Origin of the sequence: Microcoleus sp. Pol10D4 (assembly GCF_036701555.1) — a bacterium.
Classification (GTDB): domain Bacteria; phylum Cyanobacteriota; class Cyanobacteriia; order Cyanobacteriales; family Microcoleaceae; genus Microcoleus.
This window is the reverse complement of record NZ_JAUBRA010000034.1, coordinates 1-25,133: the sequence shown is the minus strand read 5'-3', so window position 1 is coordinate 25,133 and position 25,133 is coordinate 1. Positions and strand designations below refer to the sequence as shown.

Sequence of the window (25,133 nt, the reverse complement as noted above, 5' to 3'; positions counted from 1 at the left end):
ATATATTAGTCATTAGTCATTAGTCATTACTTATTAGTCATGACTTATTTAGTAGCAATTAGCAATGCCCCATGCCCCATGCCCCATGCCCCATGCCCCATGCCCAATAACTACTCTTCATAATCGATCAAAACTTGCACCCAGCTTGGTGGTCGCGGAATTGGATTTCCCAAACGATCTAATAGCAGCAAAGCTACTAAATGCACTACAAATAAATAGACAATATTGTTAACCAAAATCATCCCGGCGGCGATCGCCCCAATTGTGTTCAAACTCGGTACATTAAGCCAGCCCAGCTTCACAAATACCCATTCCACCATCTCTGTTACCTGGGCGGTTACGTAAACCCAAAGATCTTGACCCACCAACGCTGACAGCAGCCAAAACCGAAAAAAGAAGCCTACAGTACCAATTACTGCACCCACACTAATAGAGAGTGACCAACTCGCTTTGCGCCTCCAAAGTCCTCCCAGTGCAACTCCCATAACTCCAAAAGGCATCACATATAAAATGCTCCGCGTCGGGCCCATCAGTACCGACAGCAGCAAACCCGATACCAAAGCTGCCATCCAAGCGGCTCGGTTGCCCCAGCGCAAGTAAACCAGGGCGATGGGTATCGGGAAAAAAACCCGCAGCAAAGGCCCCAGCGGAAAGTAATAATTTACCAGCCAAATTAAGCTAGCGGTACTTGCCAAAAAAGCCGTTTCTACCAGCCTTAAAGGTTCTTCCCCAGAGGGCCGCTTCCCCGGATCTGGATTTGTGCGATCGCCAGCCATTGCTGAAATATCGGCGGTTTGCGGCTCGTTATTTGTACTGGGTGAACTACCAGAATTAGACGCAGCATCTGCTGACAAAAAATCACTCATCCGATTTTAGATTTTAGATTTTAGATTTTAGATTTTAGATTTTACGAGACTTGCGCCCGATGCGGCTGATTCCCGATTTTCCGATTTTCCGATTTTCCGATTTTCCGATTTTAGATTTTAGATTTTACGGGACTTGCGCCCGATACGGCTGATTCCTGGTTTCACTATTTGGATGCCTCGCCGCCAAATTTAATATTGCTCGCAGAAACCGGGTTTAGGTAGGAACGCAAGTCTTATTTTAGATGGATTTTCTCCGCAAAAATTTTCAGCAGCATCATTTTTCGATTTTGACCGAAAGCATCGAGGATACAAGCCCCCGGATTCATTCCGAAAGCAGACTCAGGACCCAGAAATAAAAAACCTGTATCCGATCAAGGAGCCCCCGAATTTATCCGTGGGGTCAATGCTTCAATTCTAAAATCTAAAATCTAAAATCTAAAATCAATTGGCTTCCTGAATTACAAAAACCGAACAAGGTGCGTGGTGAACGACATAATTGCTGACGCTGCCGAGGAAAGCTTCTGCGAGCCCCGTGCGGCCACGCCTCCCCAACACTATTAAATCTGCGCCCCAGTTTTCGGCGGCTTCACAGATACAATGCCCCGGATCGCCGTCCATTTTGCAGTCATATTCCACCTGCAATCCTTTGTTTGCTGCGGCGTCGCAGTAATTTTTCAGCAAACCCGAAGCTTGTTTTTCCTCGTTTTCCAGTCGCAAACGTTGAGCTTGATAAGCTTGATTCATTAGCTCGACATTCATGCCCAAATCTACCGGAATTGGCACTGCCGTCTCGCCCAGCGTGTTGACAGTAACGCAGTTAAATAGCATCACCTGGGCGCGATCGCTCAGAGCTAATTCTAAAGCTTGAGTGAAGACGCGGTGGCCCAGTTCAGAATCATCTAAGGCGGCGAAAATTTTCTTAAAACTCACAGCTTTACCTCCTGCGGGAAATCATTCATATCAATTAGTTAACAGAGAGTGCTTTTGAATCTAATTCAAATTAGCAATCTCTGATACTTCTAGACTAACAGACGCTCTAAGGCGTGCAGGTCAGGAATGCACAAAACGTCACGTTCGCGCTGAATAGTTCCTTTTTTTTCCAGCTTGCTCAGCACTCGCGTTACTGTTTCGCGAGCCAGCCCGCTGAGGCTGCTTAATTCTCTGTGTGGCAGGTTCGGTATTTCTGTACCTCCTGTTTCCAGGATTTTTTTGCCTTGCCCCTCGGCCAAAAACAAGAGAATATCTGCTACTCGCGAGGTACTGTCGGACTCTCGCAAACGCAGGCGGCGGTTGACTTGTCGCAGGCGTCTGGCCATCAGTTGAGCTAGCCGAATGCCTGCTAGCGGCTCGGTATGAATGAGCTGCACAAAATCCTGAGATGGCATATTGCCGATCAGTGTCGGGGCTAGGGTGATCACATCTGTCGATCGCGGTGCTTCTTCGATCGCGGCCATTTCCCCGAACAATTCTCCTTTCCCTAAAATATTCAGTGTTACTTCTTTTCCGTCTAGGTTGTAGGTGCGAATTTTCACCCAACCATCCAATATAAAATACACTGATGTTCCCCAGTCATTTTCGAGTAAAATCACTTGATTTGCCGGATGACTGCGGGTAACGATGTGGAGAGTTGCTCTCTCAATTACAGGATCGGGCAAGCCTGCAAAAAAAGGAGTAGAAACTATCAATTGATTTATATTGGACTGCGGATCTCGGGTGTTAAAGCGGTCTTCCATGAGGCCATCATTTTAATTTATGCGCTTGAGCTGCGCTGGGCAGTTAGAAATAGCTTGCAGCCGAGTCATTCGATTTGAGATTCAAGATTTGAGAAACAAGGATCTAAAATCGGCAATTTTACCTCTAAAGTTTTGCGGTCAAAGGCTCAATATGGGAATTAATAGCCTCAAGCTCTGATTGGGAGCTAGAAACTAAAGAATATACCATAATTTTTTAGATATATACCACTGAGAAAATTTTATTAACAAAATTTTAGCAATGTGGCAAACGACTGAGCCGATCGAATTACCTTTGAAAGCACTTCGCGAAGATAAGCTTAACACTGCTGAGAGATTTGTTGTCAGTCGGCCCTGCTGTCGAGAAGGCCGAATCCACGATCACAAGCCTGGAAGCACGGTAGACAGATCCCAAATCCGAGCAACTGCCTAAAACCTGGCCAATGTCAGCAAAATCGGCAAAATCCACAGCCATTGCGAGCCTAAAGACTGGCGCTCTTGGCGATCGAAACCCACCCACTTCCCAGCAAACTTTTCTGCTACCCCAAGATTATTGTACCATTAGTATCTAGCCATGAATACATATAAAAGGCTATAATTAAAGGTTACTCAAACCCAGTACACAGGGACAATCCCGCATCTCGGTATCCCAAATCGAAAATTGTTTGAGGTTTTTTCCAAGTCGGTGAAAGATGAAGAGACAGTGGCGCGCCGCCATGCTAACGAAACTCGCGATGACAGTGTGCGGTCAGCCGTTTAAGCGGGTGAAGGCAAAAGTTCTTCGGGAGCGCAGCTCTTACGAGCAGGAATCAGCCTCCGGGCAGGGAAACTCGCCCCTGAGCCGCAGAATTTGAAAGCACTTGCAATTGATAGAAGCGGGCATTTGGTGCGGAAGTACCGGCTAACCTATCAAAGGCAATAGAAGTTATCCGAAGACAAAACGTTAATTAACAGTTGCCATAAAATATTAGTGAGTAATTGACAATCAAGCATCCAGGATACAACCCCCCGGATTCATCCGTCCAGAAATAAAAAACCTGTATCCGATAAAGGAACCCCCAAATTTATCCGTCGGGTCAATGCTTCAATTCTAAAATCTAAAATCTCAAATCTAAAATCGATTGACGGACTCCCATTCAGATTATTCTATCTATTGGCATCGCTGTCGCCTGACTTGAGTCTTTTTTCGGTAAAGTTTCTCCCAAGCCGCATTCCCAGAGGTTCCGCCCTTGAATTCTCAGAAGTACAAAATTCAAGCACTGATTGCTGAGATAGACGAGGTACTCAGCAAGCCCGCACCCCGCTTGCCTTGGACGGGTTCGATTGATACTGTCCACCAGCGCCAACTTTTAGAGCGAGTTCGCGCTTATCTGGTTTCCTCAGACTCAAAGCTAACGGCCCCAAAGGCCCCCGCCCGCCCAAATGTCCGCCCGCAACCAGTTCCAGTACCCAAAGTGCCTCTGCCCGCCCCTGGCCCCTCAGCCGCAGAGCAAATCATGCTTGCCGTAACCGGAGAAATCAGCCACCTGCGTTCCAGCCTGACAGGGCCGCTCCAAGAAGACATAGAAGCTCTGCGGCAAGAGCAGCAAGCTCTAATTCAAGAAATCAAACAGCTAGAAGCAAAACGGCAGCAGCAACAATCCCTAGCTCAGCAACAAGCCAACCAACAGCAAATCATTGGTGAATTCTTGCAGGTACTGACTGCCCGCTTGGAAGAAACCTTGACTAGCGATTTCTCCCAAATTCTAAGTTCCCTAGAAAATCAGTTATTGCAAAGCAGCGCAGCACCTTACTCTTTGGGCAGTGGGCCTGATGAACAATCGGCTATTGACGTAACACTTAACCCACAAACCTCAGAAGAGCACCCGCTGCTGACGCCGGCTCAGAGGTTGGAGCAAATGCAACTGTTCCAATCTCATGCTGACAGTCTGCTGATGAGCCTCGATTCTAGGATGGGTACCGTGTTCGAGGCTTTGCAAGCAAATCTGCAAAGCTATCAAGCTTCCTTGAGACAAGAACTCGAAAATATGTACGGTTTGAGCCAGCAGAGCGAGGCGATGTTCGCGGCTTTGGTCAACCACTTGGCCTCACAGTTGGGGCGAGAAGCGTCTTCCTACGTTCAACAACCGATCGATTTAGCAAACGAAACCGTCACCCCAACCGCAGCCGATCGCTCTTCTGTCGCTCCCGCCCCTTCAAATACTGCAGAGACTCAGACAGGAGACTCGGTGCAGGAAATTCGCACCGGCGAATTCGGAGAACAAGACAGATTTCCCTACGCCGGTACAGAAATTTCTCCGCAATTCAGACAGTTGAGGCGCGATCGCGATCGCATTCAATCCCCAATTTTGCTCCCGGAGTTGGAAGATAATTTGTTGGGTTCTACACCCGAAACATCTCGAAATACAACTCGATTTACTGGCGGTGACTCGGAGGATAAATTAACAGAAACCGAAGAAGAGATTGAGGATTTGTATGCAAGTTTGTTTGCGGGGGAAGCTGTTCCTGAAGTAGAATTACAAATCGAAAGTTTCCCGGTAGAAAACACTGTAATTGAGACAAAAAGTGAAGGCGTAGAATATCAAGCTGCGACGGATCAGGAAACTGCCGAATCGCTAAAAATGACCGAAGATTTGTTTGTAAATCTGCTAGAGGAAGGCGAATCTCTGGAAGAGATTTTAGTAGATGAAGATTCAGACTTTGTAATGGGGAATTCTGTAGAGCCTCTAACTTTAGATAGTGCCGATTTATTTGAACCGCAAGTATCAACAATACCTCAAGTTTCAGAACCACCAGCCTCAACCGCCGAGGTGCAACTTGACGCGGACGATCGAGAAACTCTAGAAACGGCTCAAAACCAAGGCGAGCAGTTCGGCGCTACTGTGCCTCAATCAGCAGCTTTGCCGGTGAGAACGCCTGCAGAAATTAGCCCAAACCGCCCCAGTGCCGAGTCCCGTGTGCCGAGTGCCGGTGACGTTCAAACTGGCGAGTTCGACTCATCCTCGCAGCGGCTCGATGATGGGTACATCCAAGCTTCGCCGGACGAGGATTTGCTGCCGGTCGAGGTATTAGAAGATGACCTCGATCGAGCTCTAAATTTGGACAATAATACTCTGGAACTTTTGGAGGCGGACCTCTACAATCTGGAGGGATTGGAAAATACTAGCTTCGGGCGATCGAATTTCTCAGTCGCTAACAGCTTGGATTTATCGGCGAGTTCCCCCGAAGGCATTGCAAACAATCCCTTTGCGGAGGCGGCAGAGGAAGAACTCGGCACGCTGGAGGATTTGTTCTCCGATGTGTTGGAACTCTCCTCTGATGATGAACCTTTTGTTTTGGAAGACGAACTTGAGGATGATTTGTTTGCTGAGGAAGACGAATCGAATTTGACGCTAGACGAGATTTTGGCTAGTTTGACCGAGACTGAGCGACCTTTGACTGATTCTCCCCCTCCAGAAACTGCCGAAACCAACGAAGTGCGATCGACTCCTCCAGAAAGTAAAAAAAAAACCTGATTTCGACAGAGAGTAAAGCAGGAGTTGTTGAGGAGAAAACTGATTTTAGGGAGTTTGCCGGGACACAGCAGCAAGACTCGGCTGGGCATTCTGCAGCAGGTGCGATCGCCCCATCCCCAGAACGCCTGAATTCTAGCTGGTATTTGGGCATTGATTTCGGTTCCAGTGGGCTGTCTGCGGCTTTGCTCGATCGTACCAGTGGCCAGTTGCACCCGATTTACTGGGAAGCTTCGCAGGCTGAGGCTTGGGCAGCAGACGCCAGTTATCGGATTCCCTCGGCTGCGGTGCTGGCCCAAACAGCCCCAGGAAGCCCAAGGTCAGAGGTGACAGTCAAGTCGGTGGGATTCCGACCCCAGGCTTTGCCTGCTGGAGAATTTTTACTGGAAAATTTTAAATTGCCTTTAAAGGTGGGCATTCCTTATCAGCGGGAGGCTGCTGGGATGTACGAACCGCTGTTGCAGTGGGATCCCTTGCAGGCTTTTTCGATCGCCTTGCCGCTGCAAGGTGTGCGGGCACTGCTGGCTACTTTGAATCCGAGGAAGCAGGGGCAAAAATTTGCCGAATCAGGGGAAATTTTGGATTCTGCACCAATGGCGAATTTTGCAGGATTGCCAGTTTCTAATTTAATTTGTAGGGCTTCGGGACTGACGCCAGAAACTCTTGATGCGGCGCTTTTAGACTTGCAGGGTGTAATTTTGGGGACTCCGGCCGGCTGGTCTGATGTTTATATGTTTAATCTGCGGGAGGCTGTTTTGGGCGCGTCTCTGGTGCCTTCTGGTTCGCAAATTTTTGTGGTGGAAGATGCGATCGCGACTTTGCTTGCTGCTGTAAATCCTGTGAAAAATGGCATGGAAGTCGAGTCGTCAGCCGTGGATTCTGCTAAGGGCGGTGAAGAAGCTGCACCGCTGAATGCTTCGTCTTTTAGCGGGGGAACTTTGATTTTGAATGCTGGGGCGGCGACGGTGGAATTAGCTTTAGTTGAGTTGCCGTCCAATCTTCAAGATTTAACTCGTGCTGATTTTACTTGCCATAGTTTTGCTTTTGCTGGCGATGCTTTCGATCAGGATATTATCTGTCAGTTGTTGGCTAAAAATGAAACTTGGGGAATGTCGATCGATTTGCCACGTCCTGGCCATCCAGATTTGGCGAGTCGCTATCAATTGCAGCAGCGGTTACAAGGTTCTGCTTTTGGTTTGCAATTGTTAGAGGCGGCAAGGCAAATAAAATTTATTTTGCAGCATGAAAAAAGTTTTGCTTTGGATATTGGCCAGCAGCATTGGGATGTGAAGCGCAAAGATTTGGAAAGTCTGGTTTTAGTGCCTTTTGTGCAGCAGTTGAACCGTGAATTGAATGCTTTGCTTAGCCGCGCGGGAATGTCGCCGGCGGGGATTAATCAGGCGATTTGTGCGGGGGGTATGGGTGCTTGGCCTGCGATCGCCCGCTGGTTGCGACAGAAGCTGCCGAATGCGATCGTGGTTCAAGACCAGGAATTGCAGGTCGATCAAGATATTTTTGAGATTGACAATTCTGGATTAAATTCTGTATCTCCAAGTACAAATTTTCCCCAAAAAATTGGTCGAGTTGCCTGCGGCTTAGCGAGTTTGGCTCTCTATCCTCAAATTTTGGATGTGTCGCAGCAGCAGTACAGCGACTTTTTTCTGCTGTGGGAATTAATGCAGGTTTTGGGCCAGGAAACTCTGAGCTTTCAGGAAATTTTGCAGTTGTTGGAACGCCAGGGCGTGAATACCCGTACCTGCGAACCCCGGATTCTGCGGATTTTGGAAGGAAATTTGCCGGCGGGACTTGTGCCTGCGGAGGAAGATTTCATGCTGTTGGCCGAGGAGTCAAGGCAAAATCCCGATTGGGAAGTAATTTTGGCCGAGCCACTTTTCTTTGAAGATGTCTCACGGGGTTATCGTTTGAATCTGGAACACGCCTCTGTTGTTCGTGAATATTTAGGCAAACTCGCCTCTAGCAGCCAGCAAAAATTGTTAGAGCCGCTAACACTTGCTTGGGATGTTCGCACCGATATTTATCGCTAAACGGCAAAAAACCCGGTTTCTCAGTAGAATCCTCCCTGTCTTCCGGGAAGAGTCCTAGTCGAAACCAGGTTTTTTTGTGTCCAGGACTAACTTTTTTCTGTAAATTTACGTAACTTTACATACACTTTATACTTTTTTATAAAAAATACATAGAAACTTTATAAAAGTGTGATTGGTTTTTAAAGATTGTGCAAAGCTAAGCATTTCAGGTTCTGCAGATTTGGGATGGCTAATAAGATGGAGGTAAGAGATCGTTAAAGTTGAGACAAATCATATGAAATTTCCGATGGGTGCCTCGTCGAAATCATCATTATCAGAGATCCTGTCCTTATTTTTTCAAGTATTTACTTACAAAGTCTGTGTATCAAAACAACAGCATCACCGATCGGTAACGAGCAAGGTAAAGCGGGCGATCGATATTTTGGGCTCGCTGCTGGGACTGGCAATTGCTGCAGTGGTGGCGGTGCCGGTGGCAGTGGCTATGCTGTTGGACGATCGAGGCCCGCTGCTGTACAGTCAAGTCCGCTGCAGCTTCCAAGGGCGACATTTCAGAATGTGGAAATTTCGATCGATGGTTGTCGATGCAGAAAATCTCAAACATTTAGTTAACAACCAAGCCAAGGGTCACATTTTTAAGAATGAAAATGACCCGCGAATTACTCGCGTCGGCCGCTTCTTGCGGTGCACGAGTTTGGATGAGTTGCCTCAATTCTGGAACGTGTTAGTCGGTGACATGAGTTTGGTGGGAACTCGACCGCCCACTCCTGATGAAGTTGCTGCCTATGACGATTTTCACTGGCAACGTTTAAATGTAAAACCCGGGCTGACTGGGGAGTGGCAAGTCCACGGACGGTCTGGAGTTAAAGACTTTAACGATATTGTGCAGATGGATCTCGCCTATCAGGGCAAGTGGTCTGTTGTCTACGACATCACTCTGATTTGCAAAACAATTGGGGTCGTGTTCAGTAAAAACGGTGCGTGTTAATAGACTTGCTGTTTTGGGTTGTTTTTGGATTTTAAATTTTAGGAAAAAACAGGGGATGAAATAGTTGGAAACGGATTAAATATATGTTAATAGAATTAGCGATTGGTGACGCTTACGGTGCTGGTTTTGAATTTGTTGACCAGCAGACGATCGAATTGTACAACAATCTCAACGGTTACATAAAGCATCCCCGTCACGACATCCAGCCTGGATGTTACACAGACGATACGCAGATGAGTTTAGCAGTCGCAGAAGCGATCGTCAGCCGAGAACCTTGGACACCGGAACTTCTAGCCAGCAAATTTGTTGCAGCTTTTCAGCGCTCACGGCGATTTGGTTATGCTGGCAAATTTTACAATTTTTTGCTACAAGTTCAAGACGGACAAGAATTCTTAGAAAAAATTCACTCCGCTAGCGATAAAAGCGGATCGGCGATGCGAGCAGGCCCCATTGGCATTTTTCCTACTATTGAAAAAGTCATTGAAAATGCTACCGTTCAAGCTGCAATTACTCACAATACCCCTGATGGCATTAAAGCAGCTATAGCAGCGGCTTTGATGTCCCATTACTTTATTTATCAGCTAGGTTTAAAGAAGAATTTGGGAAATTTTCTAGAAAAGCACGTACCTGGTGAGTGGTCAATACCTTGGCAAGGACAAGTCAGCGTTAAAGGTTTGGTCTGTGTGAGAGCAGCTATTACTGCTGTCATGCGAAATGATAGTATGAGCAAACTGCTCCAAGATTGCATTGCCTTTTCGGGAGATGTGGATACAGTAGCAACTATTGCTTTAGCTGCTGGTTCCTGTAGCAGTGAAATTGCCCAAGACCTGCCAGAAAATCTGGTACAAGGATTAGAAAATCAATCTTACGGCCGAGATTATATCATAGAACTGGATCGACAGTTAATCAATTGCAGGAGCTACTTCTGATTTCTTCCTGATATCTGTTACATCCGTTAAATCCCTTACACTGCGCGTTGCCGAACTTCTTGCTATTATGAATTTGCCTAATTTGATTACGTTTTCTCGCTTACTGGGAGTGCCTTTTCTGCTCTACGGTTTGTACGACCCAAGCGCGCAAAGCCGCTGGATTTGCACCGCAATTTTTGTGGTAGCTGCGGCTACTGATTGGCTGGACGGCTATTTGGCTAGGAAGCTGAATCAAATTACGGATTTGGGTAAGTTTCTCGATCCTTTGGTGGATAAATTGTTGGTTCTCGCGCCGCTTTTGGTATTGATTGAGTTGGGGAAAATCCCGGCTTGGGGAGTGTTTTTGATTTTTGGTCGGGAGTTGACAATTGCGGGGTGGCGTGTTAATAAAACTACGATTTCGGGAGCTAATATTTGGGGGAAGTTGAAGACGGTAAGTCAGATTGTGGCGATCGCACTTTTAATTGCTCCTCTGTCTGAAGCGTGGAATTTTCCCATATTAATTGCTTTTTGGGTTTCTGTGGCTTTAACTTTGATTTCTGGCGCTATTTATCTGTGGCCGGAAAAGACTGCTGAGGACAAGTAAGTCGGTTTTTAAACCGCAGATGAGGGCAGATGAGCGCGGATTAACGCAGATAAAAACTTCGATGTATTTGGAGGGACACGGCATTGCCGTGTCCTAGCTGTAGTTTAATAATGACTCCCAGATTTCCGGTAGTGCACGGCTGTCACTCCGTCATTTTTCAGCAAATGACCGTTTTCAACCGCGGCATAAACTACCCAGTGATCGCCGCATTCCATCCGACTTATCACTTCGCATTCGAGATAAGCTAGAGCCTCAGTCAAAACCGGACAGCCGTTGCTAGCTTCCATTGTTTCGACTCCGGCAAATCTGTCTTCTCCCGGAGCAAAGTTTTTCATGAAATACTTCCGCAACTGTCGCCCTTCTGCTAAGATATTGAGCACAAATTTATCTCCGGCGTACATCAAACCTTCGATCGATCGATCTTTCGCCACCGCAATCGTCACACCGGGCGGATTAAACGTTGCTTGCGACACCCACGAAGCCAGCATCGCACTGCTAACATCCCCGCGCTTCGCCGAGAGTACGCACAGCGAACCGACGAGTCTCCCTACGGCTTGTTCAGTGCGATCGCTACCCGCTGCTAACTGCGGTTTCGGTGCCCGCAATTTTTGCGATCGAATCAAAGCTTGAGCAAAATCCGTTCCCGCTTCTTTGCACTCGTGAATCGTTGCCGCCGTCGGCTTAAATTTGGCTCGAATCGGCTCAAATCCAATTCGATAGCCAGCATCTTTCAGCTTATTTTCCACTAAGTCGATCGCCTCTCCGCTCCAGCCAAAAGAACCGAAAACCCCCGCTAATTTGCTCTTAGTTGCGGTAGATAAAACAATTCCCAAAGCAGTTTGAATTTGCGTCGGAGCGTGTCCTGCTAGGGTGGGAGTTCCAATGATAAATCCCGCGCATTTTTCGATCGCCTCTTGAATTTCTCCCGGTTCAGCAAATTCGCAGTTGATACTTTCCACCGCAACGCCGGCTTTAGTAATTCCTTTGGCGATCGCCTGCGCTAAAGTAGCCGTATTTCCGTAAGCCGAAGCATAAATCAAAGCAACTGTCAAGTCTTTTGAATTTTGTTGCTGGCTCCATTCCCGATACAAATTGCTCAGTTCATTGAGGCCGTAACGGACGATCGGGCCGTGACCGGGAGCATAAAATGCTGCTGGTAAATCGGCGAATTTATCCATTGCGGTCAACACTTGTTTGGCCTGAGATGCGTGCAGGGAATCGTAATAATAGCGCCGATCTTCGCTGTAAACGCTCCACCCTTCATCGAATACTTGGTCGCCGCAAACGTGAGCTCCAAATAGTTTGTCAGTGAACACAATTCGAGTTTGCGGATCGTAGGTGCAAAGTTGATCTGGCCAGCGAGGAGTCGGAGTCGCGATGAATTTTAAGGCGTGACCTTTTCCTAAATTGAGAGTTTCTTCTCCCCGAACGATCATAATGTTTAATTCTTGATCGGAAAAAGCGGCCCGCAAACTAATTGCGGCGGGATTCGTGCAAACCAAAGCTACTTGAGGAGCTAAGTCTAACAGAGCTTTAATTGTTACTGATCTGTTAGCATTGAAATGCCCCAAAATTATGTAATCCAGCTTTGTCAAGTCCACCCGTTGCTGCAAATATTCCAGGTAATTTTGAGTAAAAGATTCCCCCGGCGGGTCGAACAAAGCAGTTTTGTCAGCTTGAATAATATAGCTATTTGCTGTCGTACCCTTTTGCAGCGAATACTCGACTTCAAATTTGAGTCTGTCCCAAGTGCGCGATCGCACAATAAAAGTATCGAGTGCGATCGGGATAAACTGCACGTCGCGGGGTTTGGCATCCGATGCGAGTCTAGGAGTCAAAGTGTTAGTCATTAATTGCACCTATGAGAAACTGAACTACAGAACTTCTTTTGATTTCGTGCCAAAACTTGGTATCTACAATATCAAACCTTGCACCTCTACCCTGTAAATTGGTATCCAGATCAGTCAAAAATTCCCTGGTTTTCAAATCGTCCCCAATTTGGATAAAGCTGACTCCAATTTCTTCATCTTTATCTATTTTATTTGCCGCACTTACAATAATTTCGGCAACAGCAGCGGTATTTTCTGGTTTTTGATCGAGGACTGCAACAATTATTGCTCCTTTCTTCCCTTTGGGATTTGGTTTGCTTGCGAAATAATCGCTAAAAGTTGCTTTTAGGGCTTCTTCCAAATTAATTTCAGTGGGTTTTGCTGAATTCGGTTCCGTATTTTGTCGTTGCAAAATTTCCGCTAACCGCGCAACATTTGAATTTTTATACTCCCACATAGGACTACAAGCTTCGTAAAGGGTGATGCCGTCGCTGTCAAATTGCTGACATTTTTTTGCGAGGTCGATCAGAGATGCCTGTGCTTCTACCCACTCCTGGTACCAAGGATGTTGGGTGTCTCTGCTGGCATCGCTTCTGGCAATAATAATTGTGTAATCTCGGTCTTCTAAAAGATTGGCAGGCATTGGCAATTCTCCTAGTTAAAATGGAGTCTAAATAACAACGGTTTGCCCGGTTTGCTGCTTGTGGCGCACCCAACACCCAGAACCCGGTAAGGTGCGCCACAAGCACCCAAAGTTGAGAGTTTTTGCCTAGCCAGTTGCCCCCTGGACTGTAATTGTAGGGTGCGTCAGTAGATAGTCGATGATGAAGTCGAATAAAACATCTGCTGACGCACCTTACTAATACGTTTGGGGTGTATTGACTCAGACAGTCAATCAATATATCGTTGAATTTCCCTTTTGCTCCTGACAACTGCCAACAGCTAACAGTCAACTGACAACAGTCAACCGTCAACTGACATCCTAATAGTGATTTCCCACTTTGCGGTGGTGAACTGCAGGCAGCGCATCGGGATTGGATACGCGGCCGTTATCGACGATCGCATATACGATATGATGATCCGAAAGTTCCATCCGGCTGACTACTTCGCATTCCATGTACGCCAAAGAATCTGTCAGAATGGGAGAACCGTTGGTTGCTGGTTGAGTTTTAACTCCCGCAAATCGATCGGCACCAGGAGCAAAACGCTTTAAAAAGTGCCTCATCAAGGTTTGATAATTGCCTTCTTCCAGCACGTTGAGAACAAATTTATCTCCTGCGTGCATCATCGATTCGATCGCCCGATCCTTGGCAACTGCTATTGTTAAACCCAGGGGTTTAAAGCTGGCTTGCGTCACCCAAGAAGCTAGCATCGCACCGCTAACATCGCCTTTTTGGGCGGTGATGATGTACAGTCCGCCGCTGATCCGTCCCAAAGCTTTATCGAGGTCGCTGTCGAGGGATTTCATCTGTTTGACAGCCTTGTCCCGCGTCAGCCACTGTCCCAAGTCGGTGCCGGCTTCGTCGCAAAGTTGATAAATCGCTTCTGTCGGCGTATCTTTAATCAAAATGTTGGGAAATGCTTCTTTTAAACCCAACTCTTTGAACTTGTTTCGCAGCGGGTAAACCGATGCGTCATCGCCACCGCCGGATTCGCACAAACCGAAAGATTGTTTGTTGTTAGCTGCAACTAAAATTGTGTTGATAGCAGCTTCGGCATTCGCAGCAGCAGTACCACTACTCGGCGGCGAACAAATCACGATACCGGCACCATTACCGACAAGTTCCGCAACTTCTTGCAAGTCGGCGATTCTCAAATCCATCATTTCCACAGCGACACCAGTTTTGGTGATACCGTGGGCGATCGCTTGGCTGAGTCGATCGCTAAATCCGTAGTCGGAAGTGTAAAATACCGCTACAGTGGTTTCTGCCTTAGCTTGCGCTTGGCTCCACTTTTTGTAGCGTCCGGTAAGTTCCACCACATTGTGCCGCAGCAGCGGCCCGTGACCGGTCGCAACTGTACCAATTTCTCCCAATTCTGCCATCCGCTTCATCGCAGCGAGTACCGATCGAGCATTGGGAGCCATCAAACACTCATAATAAAAGTGGTAATCTTCCTCAACTGCTGCTAAATCGTCATCGAAGGTGCTGTCGGTACAGTAGTGCATCCCGAAAGCATCGCAGGTGAACAGCACTTGAGTTTTGCTGTCGTAGCTGAAAATAGTATCAGGCCAGTGCAAGTTTGGCGCCGATACGAATTCGATTATGTGGCCGTTTCCTAAATCTAGTTTGTCCCCGTTTTTGACTACCAATCGCTCAAATGGTTGGTGTACAAGGTTTTCTAAAAATTGAATGGCTACTTTCGCCCCCACGACAATCGCTTGGGGTGCCAGCGCCAGCACGTCTTTGACTAAACCGCTGTGGTCTGGTTCGGTGTGGCTGATAATTAGATAGTCAATCTGTTTGGGGTCAATTTCCCCCGTCAGAGTTTCCATGTATTGCTGGCGAAACTTCTCGTGCGAGGTATCGACGAGGGCTGTTTTTTCACCGCGAATGATGAATGAGTTGTAAGTTGTACCGTTTTTGAGTCCGAATTCGATGTCAAAGCGGTCTCTCTCCCAGTCCAGGCATCGAATTGCCGTTGTATCAGAGGCAATTTCGACTTTTTCCACCGTCAATCTGCGTTGGACTCGTTCAGTCAGCGCTACCATCAGTGCCTCCTTGTCTTTTACCCATTACCTTATTGTTTCCATTCTGACACGTTTCTTTTGTAAATCTTTATAAAATTTCTTATGAGGCTGTTAAGTATCCCAAAATTTATGGCGTAAGGCAGTTCGGCAACAAAGCACTGTACGGGATGTAACGGATTTGATGAAGAAGGAAAATTCAATGAAATCAATTTTGGGTCTATAAACAGTTGACAATAAACTTATCTCTGTGGTAATAAAACTGAGTTGTATCGGTTGGGTAATCGCCTCTTTAGAACACTATCAGTCAAATGCGATTCTCGATCGCGCGGCGATTTGGATTAGAGACAATAACTCCGCATTTAAGTCAACCTAATCAAACGTCATATGCGATCGCGCTCTCTTTCTCTTATCCCCGATTTCTTTAAGAAGTCGGCGATGTGGGGATAATGATAAAAGAAAAAAACTTCCAATCCGCAATCAAAAATTTACTCATTGATTTAAAGCTATGTCTGAAAGTTCCTTTGAGAAAACTAATTTGGGTTGGCAATTAGGACAGTCGCAACAACGATTGCAGGAGTGGTGGGAACTAAAAACAGCCCAAAATATACCAAATGTCAAATTGCCATCTTGGTTTGATTCCCCCATCTTGGGGGCGATCGCTAAAGCCGCCTTTTGGTTAATCTTAGCATTGCTTGCAGTCTGGGCGAGTTGGCAGATTGGGCAACTGTTACGTTTTTATATTCATAATTTCAAAAAGAAGAATCAAACAACTGATGGAATTGCGAAAAAAACAATTAAAGATTTGTCGGTAGCAGAGTGGTTGTTGCGATCGCAAAAGTTGCAGAAACAAGGGAAATACCGCCAAGCTTGCCGCTGTCTTTACATGGCGGTGTTGCAGCGGTTAAATGATGCGGGAACCGTGGTTTACCAACCCAGTCGCACTGATGGGGAATATTTGCAATTAATCCAGCAATTACCCCAGCCAGTGCCTTACGAAACTTTGATAAGAATACATGAGCAACTATATTTTGGGAATACGGAAGCTGACGCCTCAATCTTTGAACAGTGTCAGCAAGCTTATCAACAAATTAAGGATTAAGTAGGTAAACGCAAAAAAACAATAATATCGAATCGATAATTTTATGGGCGGGTTTTTACAAACAATAATTACCACAAACCGACAATCTCAAAAACCCCCACCCAATGGCAAATCGCCATCTACTTCTTTCAATATACAAGAGTTCAAGGTCGTACTCGAATAACGCGAGCAGCATCTAAGAGTACGACCTTGAAATGATTTTATCAGACCGGAGTAGCAAATGGGTTGAAAGCCACGAAACTAGCACCAGCAATGGGATTCTGGTCGAGGCCACCCACAATCAGCCCTGTAGGTGAATCCCATTAGCTGTCGGGGCCAGTGACTGTCACACAGCGAAGATTTTACCCGCGTACCTCACTTTCTTGAAAAAAGCTGTAGTGAGGAGCCAGACTGATAAAAAGCATTTAACTACTTGCGGGACATATTAGTAGAGCAAGGATTGCTCGCCCTACTAACAGCCTTAGATGAGAGTGATACTTGTTGCCGCTGTACTGCCGAAATTGTAGCCCGCAGTGGGGTTAGTAAGACCTAAGCGCACAGTCCCATTATTGGTACTAAATGGGTTGTCTTGAAGAGTAAAGGTTTGGCTGAGTTGGCCGTCGGCGAAGGACAACGTGCCGCCAGTGGAGTCGCCCGGGCTAAGCAGGTAGTCGGTACCAAATACAGGTGCAGGGCCGCTGCCTGGAGTACCCGCCAGAATAATATAATCAATTGATGCTGCACCTAAGCCGCTTGAGCGGGTAACTGTAACCGTTGTGCCGCCCCCCTGAGTGGCGATCGTGCCGTAATTAGACGCACTATACTGGAAGATATTGCCAGATGCACTGCTGCTACCGTCAATAATGTCTAGTCTTGCTGTTGACGGAGTGCCGACGGGGCCGTTGTTGAGAAATAGGTTAACAGTCTCAGTCATTTCAGGCACAGTATCAGGATTGACAAAGATGCTGAACGTCTTGGAAGTTTCCCCAGGGCCAAAGTTGAGTACACCAGCACTAGAGGAATAATCAACCGCAGTTCCAGTTGATAGGGCGGTGCCGTCAAGAGTACTGTAGCTAATCGTTGCAGTCCCCGTATTGGGGCCGATGCGATTGACTGTCACCGTAGCAAAGCCAGATGATTCCTGAGTGCTGAAAGTAGCCGCACTAAAAACAAACTGGGTTGCTGTTGATGTTGGTGGAGTTGGAGTTGGCGTCGGAGTTACCATCGTCCCAGGCGCCACATCATTAATCGTCAAAATTGACGGACTACTGCCGACATTGCCACCGAAGAGCACCAAATTCACCGATTCCGGCGATGATTCCAAAATCGAATCAGTCAAAGCCGTCACGGTGAAACTAGCGGTAGTTACCCCCGCAGCAAAATTCAACGCCCCTGTCGCGCTAGTGTAATCCGCTGCAGTGCCTGCTGAACTTGCCGAACCGTCAAGAGTAGCGTAGTTAATCGATGCAGCCTCCGTGCCACCGGTGCGAGTAACGTTAATCGTCGCCACGCCCCCTTCAGCCACTGTGTAATTTGGTTGCTGGAACTGGAAGATACTTGGAGTTGTCGCCGGAGTTGGCGTCGGAGTTGGCGTCGGCGTCGGCGTCACATCAATGCCTTGATATTGAATACTCCGCACTAGGTAGTCGGAACTATCGCTTTTGGGGGAGGTGCTGAGGTAGGCAGCGGTGGGGTTCGTGTAGCCTTTGGCGGAGAACCGCAGTTCGTCAAAAGTAGCGCCGGTGAGAGAGTCTCCTACTATCTGGAATGTGAAATTGCCATCAATACTATCGCCAGTGAAAGTCACTCCATCTGAAGACACACCGAGCGGTTTTGGAGTGGCAGGAGCGCTGAGGCGAGTGATCGTAAAATTGCTGGCCGATACCGGCGCCCCATCATTAAAGAGTTGCAGCAAACCAACTTCATCGCCTTGATCGTTCACTGTAGAACTTGATTTGGGAAGTAATCCACTCAGGCCGATCGTGGCGCTAGTGATGTCTTTGTTATCTGCCCATTTCACCTTCAGCGCCTGAGATTGATTGGTGTTGGGGTCATAGTTGATTTCCGCCCGCAATTTATTGACATCGGTAAACCAACCACTATAAGAGCCTATGACACCAATACCACCGGTACCGCCGTAGCTCAACCCGCTTTTAGGGGTTTCGTTCGTTGCTAACGTGAGGTTGCTGATTGGAGTAGGGTTAGTGTAGTTCGTTTCAAAGCCATCAAAAGCTATCCCAGACAGTTGGATGCCTTGATCCTGGGCGGCAGTAGGCCATTGTGTAATTAGGTCACTGATGCTGCTGTAATTAGTGTTTTGACCCAAAGAACCATTGATAGTAGCCATAGCTTCTCTTTTGATAATGAGTAATTAAGGATTAGAAGTGACTGAAAACCAGAGGTTGTGCTTTCTTGTAGCGATCGGTTACTGCAAGAAAAATTTCCTCATACGTGCAGGTAAATCAAGTAAAAATGCTTGCCCAATAAGCATCTGAAGGTATTATTGCCCCCGATCGAATGCTGAGTGTAAATACTTACACCTATTTACACCTATTTACATAGATATCTCTAACTTTCATCATCAATAAGTTTTATCCGGAAAAATTGCGATCTTTTTTTCAGCCCTCTCAAAACAATAGTCCGGACAGTTTTCAATCACTAACGGCATAATGCGGGTTTCAGCCTTCTCAGTGAGCTCAAATGCTAACGGTAGAATGAGGGTTTCAGCCTCGGCCTCAAAAACTGTCCGGAGTATTGTCAAAAGCGGGTTTTCCACATCTGTAGAGGAGAGCTTAAATCCCACATTCCGGGCCCCCAAGAGGCAGCTTTCAGTGATTCAGCGGACAAAAGTGAATCAGCCGAGACAATTATGAGTAAAAATACTTATATTTTTATATGTCTAAGCATAAGCCAGTTGAGAATTCCTGAAAATTGAGGTTAGGGCGTAAGTTAAATCTGATTCCTTGAAAAATGCGATGGTAAAAAACCAAGTTTATTGCTGATCCGTAACGTGATTGACGATCGCTAAAAGATGTCAAATGGGTTCTACATAAGGAGTGAGTTGATTCATTCAAAACCCCCCCTCATGTTATATTTATTTGTATTTACTTACTTAACGAGCGATGAAATTGTCAAAGCGTAGGTTATGGTTGTTGGGAGCGATCGCCATTACTGCAATAATTATAATTACCCTGCTATTTGCTCCTGCTAACAACAAAATTAACAGCGGTTCTACCTATAATAGAGCGCCGGACGGCTACGGAGCATGGTATGCTTTTATGTCTAAACGGGGAACCGAAGTTAAGCGCTGGCAAAAACCTTTTGAAGACTTTGCTAAAAACCAAGATGGAAAACTGCCAAGTACACTTTTACGCATATATAGTAGCTTGATACCAGAAGCTGTTTCCGAGCGAGAGAACAATTGGGTAAAACAGGGCAATACTTTGGTAATTTTGGGCGTTCGCGCACCAGTGACAGCAGCTTCTTTTAGTAGCTTGCATCAAGCTTCAGCCGGGGAAATCAAGATTGACACGGGGCGGAGATACCCCAGCGACAAAAAACAAGTTTTAGATGATCAATTTGGGGCAATAGTTTGGAAAAAAACAGTGGGAAAAGGTACAGTTTATTTTGCCAGCACCTCCCATTTAGCTGCTAATGCTTATCAGGATTTTCCAGGTAATTATGAATTTTTAGCAGGGCTGGTTACTCAAGTAGAAGGTGGAGAACAAGAAATAGAAGGTACCCAGCAGGCTCTAGCAGTGAAATTAATCCAAAATTCAATCGACCCACAAAGCCAGGGAACGACGGAAATCCTCAATAAAGTCTGGGTAGACGAATACATTCACGGCTACAAAGATCCAGAAGTTCTTGAACGCGAATACGAGGGGAATTTATTTACTTATTTAGCCAAAACTCCTCTCTTTCCCGTTTTGATACAGGGGACAATTATTTTACTCGTTGCTATTTTTGCCGGGTGGAACAGGTTTGGGCAGCCTGTAACTATATCAGCGCCACAGGTTGACAATAGCGAAGCTTACATTCAAGCATTAGCGGGTGTTTTGCACAAAGCAAACAGCACTGATTTTGCGGTAGAAATTATCGGAAAAGAAGAACAGTTACAACTGCAAAAAGCATTATTATTGGGACAGGCATCGCTGGAAAGTGAAACCCTAACAAATGCTTGGGTTGAGCAAACAGGGCGAAAAGCGGCAGAATTGTCAGAAATTCTGCCCTCGCCTTCTCATAAACGCCGAATCAGCGATTCAGATTTGCTAGCGTGGTTGGGTAAATGGCAGCAGATCCGTCAACATCTCCCCTCTGACAGGAAAAATCTAAAATGAGCGAAACAAATTCGATGTTTAAACGCCTCAGCCAAGCCCTAGACAAAATAGTTGTGGGTCAATCTTCCACTGTACAGCACTTGCTAGTGGCACTTTTGAGCGGCGGCCACGTGATTATTGAGGGAGTCCCTGGAACCGGGAAAACTCTACTTGTAAAAGCGATCGCCCAATTAATTCAAGCAGATTTTCGTCGCATTCAACTAACGCCGGATATTTTGCCGTCGGATATCTTGGGAACGAATATTTTTGATTTTAACAGCCACAGTTTTACCCTGAAAAAAGGGCCAGTTTTTACTGAAGTTTTGCTGGCGGATGAAATTAATCGCACGCCTCCGAAAACCCAGTCAGCACTGCTAGAAGCAATGGAAGAACAGCAGGTAACGTTAGACGGTGAGACTTTAGCACTGCCAGAATTATTTTGGACGATCGCGACTCAAAATTCCCTAGAATTTGAAGGCACTTACCCGCTACCAGAAGCTCAGTTAGACCGATTTTTATTTAAACTTGTGGTTGATTATCCCGATGCAGCCGCCGAAAAGCAAATGTTGCTGAACGCAGAGGCAGGATTTCGCGCCAAACGCCTCGATTTAGCTAGGATAAAATCTTTAGCAACGGTAGAGCAAATAATTAGCGCCCGTCAAGCAGTACAAACAGTGAAAGTAGAAGAGAAAGTGCTTGATTACGTGCTAGCTTTGGTACACAATACGCGAAAACATCCCGATTTGGCATTGGGTGCTTCTCCGCGATCGGCAGTAGCTTGGTTGCAAAGTAGTAAAGCTCACGCTTGGCTAGCCGGCAGGGATTATACTACTCCTGATGATGTCAAGGCGATCGCACTGCCGCTTTTGCGTCACCGTCTGATTCTCAAACCAGAATCGCTGCTAGATGGTTTGCAAATTGATGCGGTAATTGCTTCGGTATTAAAACAAGTTGCTGTACCGAGGTAAACAGAAATATAACTATGACCATTGCAATCAAAATTTTGGATCAGAATGATGTAGACATTCTCAAGAATGTCGATCCAGATGTCTTTGACAACTCGATCGATATCCCACGTACTGAAGAATTTTTGACAGACTCGCGCCACCATCTGGCTGTTGCAATCGATGACGATCGAGTTGTCGGCTTTGTCTCAGCAGTTCATTATGTTCATCCCGAAAAGGCACGTCCTGAAGTGTGGGTTAACGAGGTTAGCGTAGCAGAAACTCATCGTCCGCAAGGTTTAGGAAAGCGTTTGATGAATGCAGTATTTGAGGTCGCTTGTGAGTTTGGTTGTACAGAAGCTTGGGTGCTTACCGATCGCGAAAATACAGCAGCGATGAATCTGTATTCGGCTGTTGGTAATCCAGAAACACCGAGCGATTGTGTTATGTTTACCTTTCGTTTGGAGGAACCGAATTAATGACAAAAAATCTTTATTACGCAAGTATTGTAGGAATTGAGTTCAAAAATACCACACCAGAAGTATGAAGAAGTCTCTAAACGAAGTCAAGAAGCTTGAAGACCTTCCAAACATTGGGAAAGCAATGAGTGCGGATTTGCGAAGCATTGGTATTGAGCAACCAGATCAACTTAAAATGCGATCGCCATTAGAAGTCTTTCACGAACTTGCTAATGTCATGGGACATCGCCACGATCTATGTGTACTTGACGCTCTCATTTCTGTCAAAAGATTCCTCAATGGCGAACCAGCTAAGCCTTGGTGGAGATATACAGGTGAACGACGCAAGCTACTTGCAAATCATGTAAAGGAAGAAAGCAAATGAAATTCGGATATACAATTATTTACGTTGCTGACGTACTAAGTTCATTGACTTTTTTTGAAATGGCTTTTGGGTTCAAAAAGAAGTTCATTGATGAATCAGGAGATTATGGTGAACTTGACACTGGGGAAACAACTTTATCTTTTGCTACACATTCTCTAGGCGCGTCAAATTTCCCAAATGGTTATATTTCGGCTGATTCATCGGATAAACCTTTAGGGGTTGAAATAGCACTTACCACTGATTCAGTAGAAATGGCACATCAACAAGCGAGCGCAGCAGGTGCATTAGAGTTAAAAGCACCTCTCAAAAAACCTTGGGGTCAGATTGTTTCCTATGTTAGATGTCCAGACGGAACTCTCGTTGAATTGTGTACACCAGTATCTTAATCAGAAATTGTAATGATTCCTGCTATTCGCCTTTATTTCCTGTTAGCGATCGCCATTCCGATCGCCCTTTTGCTGGCTATGCTGGTAAATCAGCAGACAAGTATTATCGCCACTTTGCTATTTGACTGTTTAATTGTAGGTTTAGCCATTACCGACGCACTGCGCGTAAAATCTCATCGGGTGGAAGTGACACGCCATCCGTTGCACAGACTTTCGATTGGGCGAGACAATCCGGTTTTACTGTCAGTGCGATCCTCTCCGAGGGCTGCGCTAACGGCAAATCAAACAGCTAAAATTCGCCTGCGCGACTCCTATCCGCTAGAGTTTGATGTCTCTCAACCGATGCTGGAAGCCGACCTCAATCCTAACAGCCATGAGGAATTAACTTATACAATCCGCCCGTCAAATCGCGGAGAATATAAGTGGGGAGACATTCAAGTGCGGCAGTTGGGAAACTGGGGTTTAGCATGGAACGACTGGAAAATACCTGCTAGTGAAAAAGTTGCCGTTTATCCCGATTTAGTGATGTTGAAAGAACTCTCTATTCGGCTAGCATTGGAAAATAGCGGCACAATGCGTGGGTTACGAAAACTCGGCATGGGAACTGAATTTGCCGAACTGCGGGAATATGGTATTGGTGACGATCCTCGCTTGATTGATTGGAAAGCTACTGCGAGGCGATCGCGCCCTTTAATCAGAGTTTTAGAACCAGAAAAAGAGCAAACTTTGATTATTTTACTCGACAGGGGACGGCTGATGACCGCGCGAGTGCAGGGTTTGAAGCGCTTTGACTGGGGAGTGAATGCAGCGCTGTCTTTAGCCTTGGCTGGACTCAATCGGGGCGATCGCGTGGGAGTCGGTGTGTTCGATCGGGAAATCACGACTTGGATACCCCCGGAACGCGGTCAACATCAACACTCTAAATTAATTGAACGCCTGGCGCCAATTCAGCCAGTTTTGTTAGAACCAGACTATGTTGGTGCTGTAACTAAATTAGTAAGTCAACAAACTCGCCGTGCATTAGTAGTGCTAATTACTGATTTAGTCGATGTCACAGCTTCTACAGAAATGCTTTCGGCTTTAGGGCGTTTAACACCTCGTTATTTGCCTTTTTGCGTAACTTTGCGCGACCCTCTCGTTGACAAAATCGCTCACACTTCCACCGTGGAAATTACACCTACTTATAATCGTGCTGTCGCTTTAGATTTACTAGCACAGCGTCAGGTAGCTTTTGCACAGTTGAAACAAAAAGGAGTTTTGGTTTTGGATGCACCAGCCAATCAAATTAGCGAGCAATTGGTTGACAGATATCTGCAACTTAAGTCTCGGAATCAGCTTTAATCTTCTCAGCTTCCGCAGCATTCGCCAAGTAAGGTAAAGGCCCTTTGAGAACCGACCAGTTTTTATAGATGAAACCGATTACCCAAGGGGCTGACAAAACAAAAAACAAGACACCTAGCTGTATTTGCGATCGAAAAACATCTAGAATGTTTGCTGTTTGATTGTCAAAAAATGTTGTATATGACAAATCCCAAATTGTAAAAGTAAGATTTCTCAATGCCATAAAAACTATTAGTACAAGTAAGCTGCGGGTTTTTAGATATAAAATTGTGAAAATTAATATCAAAATAATTATAGATACAAAATATTTATAACCAAAAATTATATTCAGCAGACAAACAGCTATTATTGCTGGGATATTTCCCCATTTTGCGGCCCACCTGTGTAGTAGAATACTTGTCAAAATAAAGGCACTGCATATGCAATTTACTGTACAACTGTTAATAACAAAAATTAAGTAGTAAAGCGCTGGATAAAAGGTTTTTGAACCTGTAATTAAAATACTCCTATTTCTATTATCAATCAGTATTTTCTCAACAAATGAAGGTACAATAAAAGACAAAGGATAATAAAATATTCGGAAGACACCTATTGAAAAAACCACGCTAGCGATCGCAAGACCTACTAATGACAACCATTGGTAGCGATCGGGAACTTTACCAACTAGATATTTAATTTCAATTCCCGCTAGCTTGCATTGTCGCCACAACAATGCCAGGATCAAAATCGATACATAAGTTCCAAATATTTCATTAACTAATGGATCTAATGGTGTTTTACTATCGAACTTTATCCCCAGTCTATAGCCAATCATTACTATTTGAAAGTAAATGCCCATAGTTAATAAAAAAAACCATCCAAATATATGCCGAACCTTGATTCGAGAAAAAGGATTGTCTTCGGGAAAGCGGATGTTACTAAGAGTCATGATTTTAATTGATTATGTGGCTCGATATTATATAATGCAAGGTCTCGTAGATACTGTCTTGATCTGTCAAGGGGTAGCGAGCAAATAAGTTGGATCGAAAGGCTTTTGGGACTTTAAAATACC

Annotated in this window: 22 protein-coding genes; 14 read left to right on the top strand and 8 right to left on the bottom strand. The window is 45.7% G+C overall.

Going from position 1 to position 25,133, the window contains the following annotated elements; translation table 11 throughout:
* Window positions 1-110 precede the first annotated feature (110 nt).
* From QUA36_RS17560 to QUA36_RS17550, 3 genes are all read right to left on the bottom strand, one after another.
* Window positions 111-866, bottom strand: coding sequence for a DUF2232 domain-containing protein (locus QUA36_RS17560; RefSeq protein ID WP_333458551.1), 756 nt, complete (start codon window positions 864-866; stop codon window positions 111-113).
* 441 nt (window positions 867-1,307) lie between these two features.
* On the bottom strand, window positions 1,308-1,796 hold the full coding sequence (locus tag QUA36_RS17555) for a universal stress protein (protein ID WP_333161052.1): 489 nt from the start codon (window positions 1,794-1,796) through the stop codon (window positions 1,308-1,310).
* 89 nt (window positions 1,797-1,885) lie between these two features.
* Window positions 1,886-2,599, bottom strand: a complete 714-nt coding sequence (locus tag QUA36_RS17550) for a Crp/Fnr family transcriptional regulator (protein ID WP_333161054.1) — start codon at window positions 2,597-2,599, stop codon at window positions 1,886-1,888.
* Between the two features lie 259 nt (window positions 2,600-2,858).
* On the opposite strand from QUA36_RS17550, the gene QUA36_RS17545 reads away from it, so the two are divergent.
* The 7 genes from QUA36_RS17545 to pgsA all read left to right on the top strand — a co-directional run bounded on the left by QUA36_RS17545 (window position 2,859) and on the right by pgsA (window position 10,653).
* On the top strand, window positions 2,859-3,029 hold the full coding sequence (locus tag QUA36_RS17545) for a hypothetical protein (RefSeq protein ID WP_333458550.1): 171 nt from the start codon (window positions 2,859-2,861) through the stop codon (window positions 3,027-3,029).
* 259 nt (window positions 3,030-3,288) lie between these two features.
* On the top strand, window positions 3,289-3,450 hold the full coding sequence (locus QUA36_RS17540) for a hypothetical protein (protein WP_333458549.1): 162 nt from the start codon (window positions 3,289-3,291) through the stop codon (window positions 3,448-3,450).
* A gap of 375 nt (window positions 3,451-3,825) precedes the next feature.
* A complete protein-coding gene (locus tag QUA36_RS17535; RefSeq protein WP_333458548.1) occupies window positions 3,826-6,111 on the top strand; it encodes a hypothetical protein in 2,286 nt (761 codons plus the stop codon).
* A 143-nt stretch (window positions 6,112-6,254) separates the two neighbouring features.
* Window positions 6,255-8,153 (top strand): hypothetical protein, encoded by a 1,899-nt coding sequence (locus QUA36_RS17530; RefSeq protein WP_333458547.1) that lies wholly within the window; start codon window positions 6,255-6,257, stop codon window positions 8,151-8,153.
* 274 nt (window positions 8,154-8,427) lie between these two features.
* Window positions 8,428-9,138, top strand: a complete 711-nt coding sequence (locus QUA36_RS17525; protein ID WP_333161060.1) for a sugar transferase — start codon at window positions 8,428-8,430, stop codon at window positions 9,136-9,138.
* Between the two features lie 83 nt (window positions 9,139-9,221).
* Entirely contained in the window at window positions 9,222-10,067 is an 846-nt protein-coding gene (locus QUA36_RS17520) for an ADP-ribosylglycohydrolase family protein (protein ID WP_333458546.1), read from the top strand.
* A gap of 67 nt (window positions 10,068-10,134) precedes the next feature.
* Window positions 10,135-10,653 (top strand): CDP-diacylglycerol--glycerol-3-phosphate 3-phosphatidyltransferase, encoded by a 519-nt coding sequence (gene pgsA / locus QUA36_RS17515; protein ID WP_333458545.1) that lies wholly within the window; start codon window positions 10,135-10,137, stop codon window positions 10,651-10,653.
* A 104-nt stretch (window positions 10,654-10,757) separates the two neighbouring features.
* On the opposite strand, the gene QUA36_RS17510 is transcribed toward pgsA, so the two are convergent.
* The 3 genes from QUA36_RS17510 to QUA36_RS17500 form a co-directional block, all read right to left on the bottom strand.
* Window positions 10,758-12,503 carry a diflavin flavoprotein gene (locus tag QUA36_RS17510; RefSeq protein ID WP_333458544.1) on the bottom strand — a complete coding sequence of 582 codons (1,746 nt, stop codon included), beginning with the start codon at window positions 12,501-12,503 and terminating at the stop codon, window positions 10,758-10,760.
* On the bottom strand, window positions 12,496-13,125 hold the full coding sequence (locus QUA36_RS17505) for a hypothetical protein (protein WP_333452372.1): 630 nt from the start codon (window positions 13,123-13,125) through the stop codon (window positions 12,496-12,498). The genes QUA36_RS17510 and QUA36_RS17505 overlap by 8 nt, the downstream gene beginning before the upstream one ends.
* Window positions 13,126-13,464: 339 nt before the next feature.
* Window positions 13,465-15,192, bottom strand: coding sequence for a diflavin flavoprotein (locus QUA36_RS17500; protein ID WP_333458543.1), 1,728 nt, complete (start codon window positions 15,190-15,192; stop codon window positions 13,465-13,467).
* A 484-nt stretch (window positions 15,193-15,676) separates the two neighbouring features.
* Here QUA36_RS17500 and QUA36_RS17495 point away from each other — a divergent pair, with 484 nt between their 5' ends.
* Window positions 15,677-16,270 carry a DUF4129 domain-containing protein gene (locus QUA36_RS17495; protein WP_333458542.1) on the top strand — a complete coding sequence of 198 codons (594 nt, stop codon included), beginning with the start codon at window positions 15,677-15,679 and terminating at the stop codon, window positions 16,268-16,270.
* 460 nt (window positions 16,271-16,730) lie between these two features.
* Here QUA36_RS17495 and QUA36_RS17490 read toward each other — a convergent pair whose 3' ends face one another.
* On the bottom strand, window positions 16,731-18,596 hold the full coding sequence (locus tag QUA36_RS17490; protein WP_333458541.1) for a Calx-beta domain-containing protein: 1,866 nt from the start codon (window positions 18,594-18,596) through the stop codon (window positions 16,731-16,733).
* 775 nt (window positions 18,597-19,371) lie between these two features.
* Between QUA36_RS17490 and QUA36_RS17485 the strand changes: the two genes are divergently transcribed.
* From QUA36_RS17485 to QUA36_RS17460, 6 genes are all read left to right on the top strand, one after another.
* Window positions 19,372-20,589: a DUF4350 domain-containing protein gene (locus QUA36_RS17485; protein WP_333458540.1), complete on the top strand. Its 1,218-nt coding sequence runs from the start codon at window positions 19,372-19,374 to the stop codon at window positions 20,587-20,589.
* On the top strand, window positions 20,586-21,536 hold the full coding sequence (locus tag QUA36_RS17480) for a MoxR family ATPase (RefSeq protein WP_333455988.1): 951 nt from the start codon (window positions 20,586-20,588) through the stop codon (window positions 21,534-21,536). The genes QUA36_RS17485 and QUA36_RS17480 overlap by 4 nt, the downstream gene beginning before the upstream one ends.
* A 14-nt stretch (window positions 21,537-21,550) precedes the next feature.
* Window positions 21,551-21,991, top strand: coding sequence for a GNAT family N-acetyltransferase (locus tag QUA36_RS17475; protein WP_333458539.1), 441 nt, complete (start codon window positions 21,551-21,553; stop codon window positions 21,989-21,991).
* A 64-nt stretch (window positions 21,992-22,055) separates the two neighbouring features.
* Window positions 22,056-22,355, top strand: a complete 300-nt coding sequence (locus tag QUA36_RS17470; protein WP_333458538.1) for a helix-hairpin-helix domain-containing protein — start codon at window positions 22,056-22,058, stop codon at window positions 22,353-22,355.
* Window positions 22,352-22,741: a VOC family protein gene (locus QUA36_RS17465; RefSeq protein WP_333458537.1), complete on the top strand. Its 390-nt coding sequence runs from the start codon at window positions 22,352-22,354 to the stop codon at window positions 22,739-22,741. The genes QUA36_RS17470 and QUA36_RS17465 overlap by 4 nt, the downstream gene beginning before the upstream one ends.
* A 12-nt stretch (window positions 22,742-22,753) precedes the next feature.
* A complete protein-coding gene (locus QUA36_RS17460) occupies window positions 22,754-24,082 on the top strand; it encodes a DUF58 domain-containing protein (protein WP_333458536.1) in 1,329 nt (442 codons plus the stop codon).
* Here the strand turns inward: QUA36_RS17460 and QUA36_RS17455 are convergent.
* Window positions 24,060-25,010 (bottom strand): hypothetical protein, encoded by a 951-nt coding sequence (locus QUA36_RS17455; RefSeq protein WP_333458535.1) that lies wholly within the window; start codon window positions 25,008-25,010, stop codon window positions 24,060-24,062. The two genes, QUA36_RS17460 and QUA36_RS17455, sit on opposite strands and share 23 nt — an antisense overlap.
* Window positions 25,011-25,133 lie beyond the last annotated feature (123 nt).